The organism is Pectinatus cerevisiiphilus, assembly GCF_004341685.1.
GTDB lineage: Bacteria > Bacillota > Negativicutes > Selenomonadales > Selenomonadaceae > Pectinatus > Pectinatus cerevisiiphilus.
Genome location: NZ_SMAA01000012.1, coordinates 38541 through 51944, shown reverse-complemented (window position 1 = coordinate 51944; position 13404 = coordinate 38541). Strand labels below are relative to the sequence as shown.

Annotated in this window: 10 protein-coding genes and 1 other RNA gene; all 11 read left to right on the top strand. The window is 41.4% G+C overall.

All coding sequences use genetic code 11. From position 1 onward, the window contains the following. The first annotated feature begins 37 nt into the window (after positions 1–37). The 11 genes from EDC37_RS08685 (at position 38) to EDC37_RS08635 (ending at position 13391) form a co-directional block, all read left to right on the top strand. Positions 38–2551 carry a U32 family peptidase gene (locus tag EDC37_RS08685; protein ID WP_132550439.1) on the top strand — a complete coding sequence of 838 codons (2514 nt, stop codon included), beginning with the start codon at positions 38–40 and terminating at the stop codon, positions 2549–2551. A gap of 10 nt (positions 2552–2561) precedes the next feature. After that, on the top strand, positions 2562–4934 hold the full coding sequence (locus EDC37_RS08680) for an endonuclease MutS2 (RefSeq protein ID WP_132550437.1): 2373 nt from the start codon (positions 2562–2564) through the stop codon (positions 4932–4934). Positions 4935–5118: 184 nt separating this feature from the next. Further along, positions 5119–7245 (top strand): transglycosylase domain-containing protein, encoded by a 2127-nt coding sequence (locus EDC37_RS08675; protein ID WP_132550435.1) that lies wholly within the window; start codon positions 5119–5121, stop codon positions 7243–7245. 16 nt (positions 7246–7261) lie between these two features. Next, positions 7262–8485, top strand: a complete 1224-nt coding sequence (tyrS, locus tag EDC37_RS08670) for a tyrosine--tRNA ligase (protein WP_132550433.1) — start codon at positions 7262–7264, stop codon at positions 8483–8485. 40 nt (positions 8486–8525) lie between these two features. Then, positions 8526–9257: a YebC/PmpR family DNA-binding transcriptional regulator gene (locus EDC37_RS08665; protein ID WP_132550431.1), complete on the top strand. Its 732-nt coding sequence runs from the start codon at positions 8526–8528 to the stop codon at positions 9255–9257. A gap of 6 nt (positions 9258–9263) precedes the next feature. After that, on the top strand, positions 9264–9755 hold the full coding sequence (gene ruvC / locus EDC37_RS08660) for a crossover junction endodeoxyribonuclease RuvC (RefSeq protein WP_132550429.1): 492 nt from the start codon (positions 9264–9266) through the stop codon (positions 9753–9755). A 14-nt stretch (positions 9756–9769) separates the two neighbouring features. Then, complete coding sequence (gene ruvA, locus EDC37_RS08655; protein ID WP_132550427.1) at positions 9770–10369, top strand: Holliday junction branch migration protein RuvA; 600 nt, start codon at positions 9770–9772, stop codon at positions 10367–10369. A 74-nt stretch (positions 10370–10443) separates the two neighbouring features. Beyond that, a complete protein-coding gene (locus tag EDC37_RS08650; protein ID WP_132550425.1) occupies positions 10444–11250 on the top strand; it encodes a TrmH family RNA methyltransferase in 807 nt (268 codons plus the stop codon). A 42-nt stretch (positions 11251–11292) separates the two neighbouring features. Further along, an RNA gene (rnpB, locus tag EDC37_RS08645) (RNase P RNA component class A) lies at positions 11293–11644 on the top strand. Positions 11645–11806: 162 nt separating this feature from the next. Further along, positions 11807–12391 carry a bis(5'-nucleosyl)-tetraphosphatase (symmetrical) YqeK gene (gene yqeK, locus EDC37_RS08640; RefSeq protein WP_132550423.1) on the top strand — a complete coding sequence of 195 codons (585 nt, stop codon included), beginning with the start codon at positions 11807–11809 and terminating at the stop codon, positions 12389–12391. Then, a complete protein-coding gene (locus EDC37_RS08635) occupies positions 12381–13391 on the top strand; it encodes an LCP family protein (protein ID WP_132550421.1) in 1011 nt (336 codons plus the stop codon). The genes yqeK and EDC37_RS08635 overlap by 11 nt, the downstream gene beginning before the upstream one ends. The last annotated feature ends 13 nt before the right edge of the window (positions 13392–13404 follow it).

Sequence of the window (13404 nt, the reverse complement as noted above, 5' to 3'; positions counted from 1 at the left end):
GTATTATTTAATTGTTATTATTTTTGGAGGTATATTTTTGGTAGAATTACTCGCTCCAGCCGGAACTTGGGAAGCTTTAAAGGCGGCTGTGGAAAGCGGTGCTAATGCCGTTTATCTGTCAGGTAAAAGTTTTGGTGCACGTGCTTTTGCTGATAATTTTGATGAAGAAAGTCTCAAAAAAGCTGTCACATTTGCACATATGCGTAACGTGTCCATTCATGTAACAGTAAACACACTGGTGGATAACAGTGAATTACCAGCGTTGGCTAACTATCTTATTTTCCTATACACGATAGGTGTCGACGCTATTATCGTACAGGATCTTGGTGTAGCCAAAATTGCCCATGAAATAGTTCCTGACTTACCGCTGCATGCTAGTACGCAGATGAGCATAAATAATCTCGACAGCGTCAAAATGCTGGAAAAATTGCACTTCAGCAGGGTTGTCTTGGCCAGGGAAGTCAGTCTTAACGACATAAAATACATATGCAAAAATGCTAAAATTGAAATAGAAACTTTTATTCATGGTGCCATCTGTGTATGCTATTCCGGCCAATGCCTCATGAGCAGCATGATTGGCGGCAGAAGCGGTAACAGAGGACGCTGCGCCCAGCCGTGCAGGCTGCCCTACACACTTATGGATGAAAAGGAAAATGATCTTTTGCAAAATGCTGACGCAGGACAGTATTTATTAAGTCCGCGTGATATGAATACATTGGATTTGGTACCGGAGCTTATCGAAGCCGGCGTGTCTTCTTTTAAAATAGAAGGGCGCATGAAAAAACCGGAATATGTTGCTGTCGTGGTGAACGCCTACCGCAAAAAAATAGATACTTATTATAACAAAACAGCTTTCCCCGAAAAAGAAGTAAAGAAAGAGTTAAGCCAAATATTCAATCGTGATTTTACAACGGCATACTTACTGGATCGACCGGGCAGAACAATGATCAGTGACCGAAAGCCCAACAACCGCGGATTGCTTATAGGACGCGTCCAAAAATACAATAAAAAAACATTTGTAGCGGATATCAAGCTCAGCGGTGATCTAAATATAGGCGATAAAGTTGACTTTTGGGTAAAGGTTGGCGGACGTGTAAACACAAATGTGACCGAGCTAAAAATTGATGGCAAAAAAGTAGAATCCGCGCACAGCGGTGACGTTGCCAGTATCAAATTACCAGGACATGTCCAAGAACATGACCGTATTTTCAAAATACTTGACGCCAAGCTCAATGAAAAAGCCAAAACTTTTTTCAACAGCAGTGACCCAGTGCGGCGAATACCGCTTGATATTACCCTCACTGCCAGCATTGGTGAACCGGTAAAAATAGATATGGTAGACGGTGACCAGATACATTGCAGCTTCACTGCTGATTTTATAGCTGAAAAAGCTTTAAAACGACCGCTTACTTACGAAACAACAGCAAAACAAATGGACCGTTTGGGCAGTACTATTTATTATTTGCGAAAATTAGAGTGTAATATTGCCGATTCTGTAATGGTACCAATGAGTGTGTTAAATGATATCCGCCGCCAGGCTGTAGACATTCTTTACAAAAAGCGTCTACAACATTTTACCCGTCAGAAACCAAAGCGTAATACTAAATGGGAAGAGTTGTTATTGCCGCATCAGCAGCACAAAAAACAAACCGCGCAATTAATGGTAGCCGTCGATAATATCCAAAAACTTTCCGCAGCCTTAAAAGGAGGCTGTGATGACATATTATTTGGTGGAGATTCCTATCACCACCAAAACATTACTGCTGCGCAATATACCCAAGCAGCCAAACTCTGCCAAGATACCGGAGCGGCAATTTTTCTTGCTATGCCGCGTATCTTACGGCAGTCAGAAACCGACCTAACGGCAGCCCTTTTCCCAAAACTCCCTATTGACAGTTTTGCCGGCGTTTATGTGCATAGTGTCGGCCAGCTAAAAGAAATTAAAGATTTATGTGACCAATATAATAAAAATCTGCCTATCTGGGTTGATTATTCAATGAACGTATTTAATAACGCAACTATTGAAACATTAAAGGAACAGGATGTATCCGGCTGTGTACTATCCCCTGAATTGAATATGCAGCAGCTGAAGGTTATTACCAATATTTCACCTGTGCCGTTAGAAGTCCTCGTGCAAGGCAATATTGAACTGATGGTTTCCGAATATTGTATAGCGGGCAGTTTTTTAGGTGGGCTGCATACAGGCAGCTGCACTGCACCGTGCACTAAGCAAAAACTTTATCTAAGAGACCGAAAAGATGAGCATTTTCCTATTGTAACGGACCAATTTTGCCATATGCATATATTAAACGGCAGGGAACTTGTAATGCTGGCACACGTGCCCGATCTCATTGAGCTTGGCTTAAACCGTCTGCGTATAGATGGCAGGTATATGAGTAGCAGCAAACTGACAGAAACAGTAAAGCTTTATAAAGAAGTTATGCATAAAGGAAAATATCATAAAATCTTTCAAAATAATCTCATTGAAAAAATAGAGGGCAATAATTTTACACGCGGCCACTTTTTCCGCGGTATTTTGAGCAATGATTAATGGAGAACATATGGAACAAGCAACATTAAAAACACTTCAATACAGCAAAGTTATCGACAGGCTTAAACTAAAAGCCCATACTACCCAAGGCAAGGAATTAATAGCCAGTCTTCTTCCTGCCGATAACTTCGAGGATGCCTGTAGCAATCTAGAATATACTAAAGAAGCTGTTGCGGTGCTGCATGAAAATGAACCGCCCTTCGGCGGCATCTTTGATATAAGGACAGCCTTAAAAAAAGCTTCCATGGGCGTTGTGCTCGAAACGGAAGCACTGGTAAATATCAGCAGTACCATGTACGGTATGCGCGGCATTAAGAAATTTTTTAAAGAATATGCAGGCGAATGCAGCAACCTCAAAGGCTGGGCAGTTTTAATCGAAATACTCGGCCAGCTTGAACATGATATAAATACCATTGTAGATGAGCACGGCTCTATGCGCGATACTGCTAGCAATGAACTTTACCGTATTCGGCAGGGTATCCGTACCACACAAAACAGAGTGAAATCAACATTGGACAATATCTTGAGAAATACTGGTATGCAGAAATTTTTTCAAGAAAATATTGTGACTATGCGTGATGAACGCTACGTTATTCCTGTCAAGCAAGAATATAGGCAAGCTTTTCCCGGGATAATTCATGATCAATCGGCCAGCGGTTCGACTCTTTTTATCGAACCGATGTCTATTGCTGCGCTCAATAACGATATAAAGCAATATAAGTTGAAGGAAAGAAAAGAAATAGAACGTATTTTGAAAAATATTTCCGCCAAAATTGCTAAAAATGCTGATATTCTCAACCAAAATTGTGATCTTATCGCTAGGTTAGACTTTACTTTTGCTAAAGCAAAACTGGCGAAAGCTATGGATGCGTCATTGCCAATTTTAAATGAAGATGGACATACAAACCTGCTTGGTGCACGTCATCCACTTCTCAAACAAGAAAATATTGTTCCTATTGATATAAAGATTGGCATAACCTATAAAGCTTTATTGATTACCGGACCAAATACAGGTGGGAAAACCGTCAGCTTAAAGACATTTGGCTTGCTTGTGGCAATGGCGCAGGCAGGGCTTTTTATACCGGTCAAAGAGGATTCCCAGCTCGCCTTTTATTCGCAGGTATTTGCCGATATAGGTGATGAACAAAGCATCGAACAAAGTTTAAGTACTTTTTCAGCGCATATGACACACATTATAAAAATTCTGGAAAATGCGGCAAACGATGATTTGGTGTTGCTCGATGAATTGGGTTCGGGCACTGATCCAGAAGAAGGTGCGTCATTGGCAATGGCCATATTGGAAAAGCTTATGGACATGAATGTTTCCGTCGTTGCCACAACACATTATAATGAATTGAAAACATTCGCCTACAGTCACGAAAACATAGAAAACGCCAGCGTTGAATTTGACATCAAAACATTACGGCCGACATACAGGCTGTTAATCGGTGTTCCTGGAGCCAGCAATGCTTTTGCCATAAGCGGCAGGCTGGGACTTGCTGAATCAATAATTCTCCGCGCCAAACAGCTCATCAGAGCTGACCATGCCAATTTTGAAAATGTATTGAACAGGCTTGAGTCAGAAAAACTCATCTATGAACAAAAGAATGCAGATATTCTCGAAAAAGAAAGACATATATTTAATTTAGAAAAAAAATTAATAGAACAAAAACAGGAACTCTCCCGTAAAAAAACGCAGGCAGTGAAAAAGACACAAAAAGAATGTGCCGCTGTACTGCGGGATACCCGCCGACAGGCTGAAAGCATCATTAAAGAATTAAAAGCCCAATTCAACGATGCTGGTATAAAAAAACGGCAGAAAACAATACAATCTGCCCGCGAAAAATTACAGACCAGCATGGGGCGCTTTAATACAGTGACAGAAAATATGCCTGCCGAAGGAGTTTCTGTCGATCCGAAGACAATAAAAGCAGGAGATATAGTATTTTTAAAAAATATTCAGCAGCAAGGAACTGTCAGCGAAGTCAAGGGGAATGAACTTGTTGTCTTACTGGGAGGCTTAAAAACTACAGTAAAGGCCGCTAAATGCCTTTTTCTCGCTTCCGGCAAAAAAGTTTTACCCAAGTCCACTCGTTCAGTAGAGCATAAATCATTTTCACAGGTAGATAAGACAGCACAAATAAGCCATCAGATTGACATACGCGGCATGATGGTGTCAGAAGCAGAAACAGTATTGGACAGATATATTGATGACGCCGTCATGGCCGGACTGAAGGAAGTAATCATTATCCATGGCAAAGGGACAGGTGCTTTGCGCAAAGGCATCCACGAGTATCTGAAAAAACACCGCAATGTTTTTTCTTATTCACTCGCCGATATTAACGAAGGTGGCAGCGGTGCTACTGTCGTCCAACTGCAATAAATATCTCAAGGATTATTAAGTATAACCTTAGGGATTTTCATTAGTTTTTTTTAATTTGATTGCAGCTATTTACTAGGGACAGGTTTGAGTTTGCAAGTGGTAACATTTTAAATTTTATGGTATTATAGCATTTGATAATTAAAATTGTCCTATATTGTTCAATCTTGCACTTAGGAGGATATGCATGAGCAACCGTACACAAATGCCAGCTCCCCGCCACCATCGTCCAGGTGGCAGCAGCTGGCAGAAAACATCATCTGTCGTCATCATAGTCTTGGTCGTTATGGTTATTGGTGTCGGCTGCGGTTTTCTGACTGCTACAATAAATACAAAGCCAGATATGTTACATAACATTGAACCACCGGCTTCATCGCAGATTTATGATATTCATGGTAATTTGATAAGGAATGTACATGCTGTAGAAAATCGTGTTCCCGTTCCTATTTCAAAGATCCCGCCTGATTTGCAAAATGCTTTTATTGCAAATGAAGATGCTCGTTTTTATGACCATTTAGGGGTAGACCCCCGCGGGATACTGCGTGCTATATGGGCTAATCTGACCAACCATGAGATAGCAGAAGGCGGCAGTACGATAACACAGCAGTTAGCCAAGAATGCCTATTTGACTCAAGACCGCACATGGACCAGAAAAATCCAGGAAGTATTTTTGGCATTACAGCTTGAACAAAAATACACCAAAAAAGAAATATTGGAGATGTATCTAAACCAAATCTATTTTGGGCAGGGCGCTTATGGTGTCCAGGCTGCAGCCCAGACGTATTTTGGCAAAAACGTATCCGATCTTGATCTATCGGAATGTGCCATGCTTGCCGGCATTCCGCGCAGCCCTAATTATTACTCACCTTTAAATAATCTGGCGGCTGCCAAAGCACGTAAAACAGTCGTGCTGCAACAGATGGAAAAATATAACTATATTACAGCGGGACAGCTCTCCCAAGCTGATAAGGAAGAGCTAAAACTAAGCTCAGGCCAACAGCAGCAGGAAGATGACAATACAGCTTCTTATTTTGTTGACTACGTAACGCAATTATTGATAGACAAATATGGTGCAGACAAGGTTTATAAAGAAGGTCTGCAAATATATACAACTATTGATATGGAAACACAACGTGCTGCTGAAGCAGCCATGAAGAACCTGCCAAACTTGCGCAAAGACCAAAATGGTCTGGAACAGCCGCAGGGCGCGCTTGTTTCCATTGACCCGCATACCGGCTACATCAAAGCCATGGTTGGTGGACGTGGCACGGATAAATTCAATAGGGCCACAATGGCCGTAAGACAGCCAGGGTCATCTTTTAAACCATTTGTTTTTGCAACAGCTTTTGAAAATAATATGACACCAAATACACAGGTCAATGACAGTCCTATAAAAATTGGTACATGGGAACCGCAGAATGATGACCGTAGGTTCCGCGGTATAGTGAATATAAGGCAAATTGCCACAGAGTCCATAAATGTACCTACTGTCAAGCTTGCTGATTCGCTGGGCATTGACAATGTATTGGCAACAGCTAAGCAGCTCGGCATATCTACCCTTGTACTCGACGGCGGCAAAAATGACAGAAACCTCGCCACTGTCCTCGGTGGATTAACCAAAGGTGTTACCCCACTTGAAATGGTGGCTGCATATGGAGCCTTTGATAACAAGGGTGTGTATGTAAAACCTACGGCTATCGTTAAAATAATGGACCGCAGCGGTAAAATCATAGAACAAAACCATCCAGAAGAGCATAAGGCAATAAGTGAACACAGTGCTGAGCTTTTGACAAGCGTACTAAAGGATGTTATCACCAATGGTACCGGTAGAGGAGCCGATATAGGGCGCCCTGCAGCTGGGAAAACAGGAACTACGGATAACTCACAAGATGCGTGGTTTATCGGTTATACTCCAGAACTGGTTACAGCAGTATGGATAGGCAATGATGATAATACCAAAATGCCCGGTATGTATGGTGGGACTACACCGGCTTTAATATGGAAAACCTTTATGACCAAAGCTCTATCGGGAATTAAGCCAGCCGAATTTTCCCAAGATGCTGCTCCCGCTGGTGCTACTAAACAAATAAGCAGTGACAAGAGTAAAGAAAAGGCCGCGAAGGGAAAAGATGACGCTAAAGACAGCACCAAAACGGCCGCTGATAAAAATAGCGACACTGCCAATAAAAATCCTAAAGCCGTAGACAACAACCAAAAAGCTGCTACCGACAACAAACAGGTTCCAGCCATGCCGCAGGAAACCCCTGCGCTCCAACCTGAACCTGGAGAACAGAGCGGAAAAGGACAAAATTAATTGGGGAGGATTTTGATTGAACGTATATGACGTATTAAAGGAACGCGGCTATATTGCGCAGGCCACTCATGAAGAAGAAATAAGGGCACTTTTAGCGAAAGAAAACGTAACTTTTTATGTCGGTTTTGATCCGACGGCAGACAGTCTGCACGTAGGACATTTTTTAGGAATGATGGTAATGGCACATATGCAGCGTGCCGGCCACCGTCCTATTTGCCTTATTGGCGGTGGAACCGGAACTGTTGGTGATCCTTCGGGGAGAACTGACATGCGTCAAATGCTTACAGATGAAATTATTGAACATAATTGTAATTGTTTCAAAAAACAAATGCAGCATTTCATAGATTTTTCTGATGGCAAAGCCCTTATAGTGAACAACGGTGAATGGTTGCGCAAGCTTAATTATATAGATTTACTGCGGGATGTCGGCCCTTATTTCTCAGTAAACCGAATGCTGGCAGCAGAATGTTATAAGCAGCGTATGGAAAAAGGATTAACTTTTCTAGAGTTTAATTATATGGTAATGCAGGCCTATGATTTTATGGAACTAAACCGCCGTTACAATTGCAAGATGGAAATGGGCGGGGACGATCAGTGGTCCAATATCATTGCCGGTGTAGAGTTGCTGCGCCGCAAATACGAAAGACCAGCATATGGATTAACTTTTACCTTGTTGACTACAAGTGAAGGTAAAAAAATGGGGAAAACAGCAAAGGGCGCATTATGGCTTGACCCGGACAAGACTTCTCCGTATGAATTTTATCAATACTGGCGCAATGTAGGCGATACCGATGTAAAAAAATGCTTATCACTGCTGACGTTTCTGCCAATGGACGAAGTAAATCGTTTGGGCAGTTTCGAAGGCCAAAAAATAAATGAAGCTAAAAGAGTTTTAGCATATGAAGTTACTAAAATGGTGCATGGCGAACAAGAGGCCAAAAAAGCACAGGAAGCGGCTGAAGCTGTATTCGGCGGACAGGGCATCCTAGATAATGTTCCTTCTCTCGAAGTTTCTAAAAAGGCATTGGGCGGCAGACTGCTTGACATCTTGGTGCAGAAAAAAATCTTTGCTTCAAAAGGTGAGGGAAAACGCCTCATTCAACAGAATGGGTTATCTCTGAATAACGAAAAAGTCAGTGACATTGACAGAATTTTAAACGAGTCTGATTTTGCTGATGGCTTTTGTATGTTGAAGAAAGGCAAAAAAAAGTATTATCGTATTATACTGCTTGATGAGTAAACGATATATAGTAAATTAATGATTAGATGAGGTGTAATAAATGTCAGGACATTCAAAATGGGCAAATATTAAAAGAAAAAAGGGAGCAAACGATGCAATCCGCGGAAAAGTTACTACTAAAATAGGCCGTGAAATTACGGTAGCTGTCCGTATGGGCGGTAGTGACCCGACGGGTAACATGCGTTTAAAATTGGCACTCTCTAAAGCTAAAGCAAATAATATCCCCAAGGAAAACATCCAGCGTGCTATCCAAAAGGGACTGGGCGCAGCTGATGGCAGTAATTATGAAGAATTTGTTTATGAAGGATACGGTCCAGGCGGCAGTGCTGTAATGCTCGATATAATGACAGACAACCGTAATCGGACAGCAGCTGATATCCGTCATTTGTTTTCCAAATACGGCGGCAACCTCGGTGAAACAGGCTGCGTAGGCTGGATGTTTAAGAAAAAAGCAGTATTTATCGTCGACCGGGAAACATATGATGATGAAGAAACTTTAATGATGATTGCTCTTGATGCCGGTGCTGATGATTTTCAGGCAGAAGATGATTCTTTTGAAATAACAGCCGACCCTAAGGAGTTTGATGCTGTTACAAAAGCTCTTGAAGATAATAAAATAGATACCGTCCAAGCAGAAATTACGATGGTACCGGATACTACCGTAGTGCTTAGCGGAAAAGACGCAGAAAAAATGCTTGCACTTGTCGATGCCCTCGAAGAACATGATGATGTGCAAAATGTGTATGCTAATTATGAAATTGAAGAAGAGTAACTGCTAATGCTTGCATTAGGAATAGATCCCGGCACTGCCATCTGCGGTTATGGATTTGTCGAACTTACGGGAAGCCGCCTAAAGGCCTTGGAATATGGTGCCATAACGACCAGTTCAAAAGCCAGGCCTCAGGATCGTCTTCTCAAAATCCACACTGAACTTACTGCATTGCTGGAAAAATATAAACCGGATGTTATGGGTGTAGAGCAGTTGTTTTTTAACCGCAACGTGACAACTGCTATCCCTGTTGGTCAGGCGCGCGGTGTAATTCTTTTAACAGCAGCACAGAGTAATACCGAACTTGTTGAACGTACACCGTTGCAGATCAAACAATCTGTAGTTGGTTATGGCAAAGCCACCAAAGAGCAGGTAATATATATGGTCAAAAAAATATTAAACCTGCCCACTGCCCCGCATCCCGATGATGTTGCCGATGCTTTAGCTATAGCTATCTGCACTACACATTGTATAAATAATATACTTTGGCGTAATCGCTGATTGCAGGAGAAAATATGATAGGTTACTTACATGGGATAATAACAGAGCTTTTTACCGATTCTTGTTTTATTGATGTGAAGGGTGTCGGTTACCATACACTCATATCATCGCCTACGCGTTCCCGGCTTAAGAAAGGGCAGGAAACTACGCTTTACACCTATCTTAACGTACGCGAAGACGCCTTGCAGCTTTATGGTTTTTCTTCACAAACAGAACACGATATTTTTCTGCATTTGATATCTGTTTCGGGAATAGGGCCAAAAGCTGCACTCAGCATTTTATCGGTATTGTCTGCCGATAAAATAGTATGGGCCGTACAAAATAAACAAATTTCGTTGCTGACAACAGCCCCAGGAATAGGTAAAAAAACAGCAGAGCGTATTATCTTAGAATTAAAGGATAAACTCGGCGACGCAGTAACAGATGAAGCGGCCTTTGAAGAGGCTGTGCCTGAAGAAAATTCTTCGCAACCGGATATTTGGGCGGATGCCAAACAGGCTTTGGCATCCTTTGGTTATACACCGCAGGAAATTTTTAGTACTCTAAAAAAAGCGGGTCGTTTTAATTCAGTAGAAGAAATCATAAAATTTGCTTTAAAAGATTTAAGTAAATAAATAAAGTTCTTATTTCAGATAAGAAGAATTTTCTGAAATAAGAACTTTATTCAGTTATACAAAGGAGTCAATTAATGCCGATCATTACCAGTCCTGATAATATACAGCTAAAACAAGCCGTTTCCCTAAAACAAAAAAAATTTCGCGACCAAAAGCAACTGTTTTTAATTGAGGGAATACGTTTAATAGAAACAGCCAGTTCAGCCGCTGAAATCAAGGAATGTTTTTATACTGCCGAAGCCCTTACCAATGAAAGGTGTGCAGTATTAATAAATACATTGCAAGATAAAGGTTGCCGCATGTATGAAGTAAGCAATAAGCTTTTTGCTAAATTAGCAGATACTGATTCACCACAGGGAATTATTGCCGTCGTAGACAAAAAACATTTCTCGTTAGCTGATTTTCCTAAGAACGACCATCCTCCCGTTTACGTTATTCTCGACCAGCTCCAAGATCCCGGCAATGTAGGAACGATCATAAGGACAGCTGAAGCTTCGGGAGTAGACGGTATCATTGCCATGCGTGGAACGGTCGATATATATTCTCCCAAAGTAATACGGGCGACTATGGGGGCTGTGTTTTTTCTACCAATAGTTGATAAGGTCACATCGGTTGAATTGCACAATTTCATTACGGAAAACAATATAAACGTATTTGCTACCGTCCTGTCTTCTACGGCAACACCTTGTTTTGCCGTAAATTATAAACAACCGTCTGCCGTGATCTTGGGCAACGAAGGAAAAGGTATTTCTGCTGAAACGCAGGAGCTTGCCGATACATGCATCTATATTCCCATGTATGGGAAAAGTGAATCCTTAAATGCCTCTAGCGCAGCAGCGATGGTAATGTATGAGATAATGCGGCAGCGACACTTTAATTGACAGTTATTTTAATCAATGCTATAATTCAACCATACAATGCTATGAGTATGAAAGATGATCGCGGGTGTCTTTGACATCTGAGGAAAGTCCGGGCTCCGCAGGGCAGATATGCCGGATAACGTCCGGCGAGGGTGACCTCAGGGAGAGTGCTATAGAAATTTAAACCGCCTGCTTGCAGGTAAGGATGGAAAGGTACGGTAAGAGCGTACCAGCGTATGGGTGACCATGCGGCTTTGGTAAACCCCATATGGAGCAAGACCGAATAGGGAAGGGATGAAGCGGCCCGCTGAACCTTCCGGGTTGTGTCGCTTGAACCGGCAGGCAACTGCCGGTCTAGATAAATGATTATCACCGCTTAGGCGGAACAGAACTCGGCTTAATGATTACTCGTAGCTGAAATAAACTGCCTTCAGGCAGTTTGTTTTTTATCTGTAACGTTTATCCATTTGACTTGCTGTAGCTGTATTAAATATGGTTGGACATGGACGTAATAATGCTTTGATTATAAGCAATATTTATTAAAAACAGATTTTTATCTAAAAAGGAGACTCTGACGTTGAATTGTATTGATATGCAAGAGAAATTGCGACACAGTCTTGACAATGAACACCGCTATATACATTCGCTTGGTGTAAGTGAAACAGCTGTGCAGCTGGCAAAAAGGCTTGGCGCGTCATTGCCAAAAGCAAAGATCGCAGGTTTATTGCATGACTGTGCACGCGAATTTCCTGTTTCCGCCTTGCTTGATGAAGCCCGGAAACGGAATATACCCATTGATTTCATAGATAATTATCAACCTATTCTGCTGCATGCAGCTTTAGGTGCCGCACTTGCCAAGGAAAAATACAGTATTGATGATCCGGAGATTCTTGATGCTATAAGGCTGCATACTACCGGCAAAGAAAATATGACCCTTCTCGATAAAATAATCTATTTGGCCGATATGATTGAACCCCATCGCCAATATGATGGTATTGATGAGTTTCGTAAATTTGCAGAGTCCGCAGATATCGACAGTGTAATGATTGCAGCGTTTGACAGATCTTTGTCTTTTGTCATAAAAAAAGGACAGATGATCCATCCGCAAACTATCCTTGCACGCAATTATCTGCTCGCGCAGCGCATCGACCATGAAAAATAATCGAAAACCACCTGCCCCTAGGCGGCGGAGAAGATTAGTACGCAGAAGACGTCAGCCAAAACTTTGGCGGATAGTTATATTTTTAGCAATTTTTCTGGCTGTGTGTGTAGGAATTTTCCGTGCCCTTCAGTTTTCCTATAACGGGGCTGAAAACGCTTATACGCATCTTTATACTGCTTATCGTGAGCACAAGGAAAATAAAGAAAAGAAAGCTAATGCACCCGTAGAAGAAACAAAAGCAAGTACACCCGCTAAATTTAATAAAATAGATACCGTTTTGTTAATCGGTGTAGATAAATCAAACTACAAAACCGCTAATGCCAATGCAGATACATTGATATTACTTAATATTAATCAGCAGACTGGCGCTATGACAGTGCTGCTTATACCCAGGAGTACCGCAATACCAATAGATAAAAACGATAGTGTGCCTATAAGTTCATTTCAGCAAAGCGGAACAGCAAGGACTCTGACAGCTGTTTCAAGTTTACTTTCCTTAAGAGTAGATAAATACATTATTGTAGATGAAAATACGTTAAAATCATTGGTAAATACGCTTGATGGCATAGACTTATACGTAGGCGATGATATGAATTACGATGACCCCCAAAGCGGTGTTTCAATTCATTTAAATAAGGGTTATCAACGACTTAATGGCGATACTACCATGCAGTATTTAATGTATCGCGGTGATGATATGGGAGATTTAGGCAGAGCTAAAAGGCAGGAACTTTTTATAAAGTCATTTTATGCCGAAAAATTTACTGTAAACTCCCTGTTGGCAGCTCCCGCTATTATAAATATAATGGATAACTCATTATATACTAATATAGATTTTTTCACCCTGGCAAATTTTAGAAACTATTTTAAAATTGCTTGGAATAATTCCTTTACGGTAAAGACACTACCCGGCAAACTTTCACCTGACGGTTCATTGTGGCAGCCCGATGCTGCGCTTATAAATGATATAGTCAATGAAATGGGTGCGTCTTCACCCTGATAATTTACAATAG

What these genes read in the sequence shown, in the direction of transcription:
- EDC37_RS08635 (WP_132550421.1), top strand. Translation starts at nt 12,381, where the DNA reads ATGAAAAATAATCGAAAACCACCTGCCCCTAGGCGGCGGAGAAGATTA.
- EDC37_RS08665 (WP_132550431.1), top strand. Translation starts at nt 8,526, where the DNA reads ATGTCAGGACATTCAAAATGGGCAAATATTAAAAGAAAAAAGGGAGCA.
- EDC37_RS08650 (WP_132550425.1), top strand. Translation starts at nt 10,444, where the DNA reads ATGCCGATCATTACCAGTCCTGATAATATACAGCTAAAACAAGCCGTT.
- EDC37_RS08680 (WP_132550437.1), top strand. Translation starts at nt 2,562, where the DNA reads ATGGAACAAGCAACATTAAAAACACTTCAATACAGCAAAGTTATCGAC.
- ruvA (WP_132550427.1), top strand. Translation starts at nt 9,770, where the DNA reads ATGATAGGTTACTTACATGGGATAATAACAGAGCTTTTTACCGATTCT.
- ruvC (WP_132550429.1), top strand. Translation starts at nt 9,264, where the DNA reads ATGCTTGCATTAGGAATAGATCCCGGCACTGCCATCTGCGGTTATGGA.
- EDC37_RS08675 (WP_132550435.1), top strand. Translation starts at nt 5,119, where the DNA reads ATGAGCAACCGTACACAAATGCCAGCTCCCCGCCACCATCGTCCAGGT.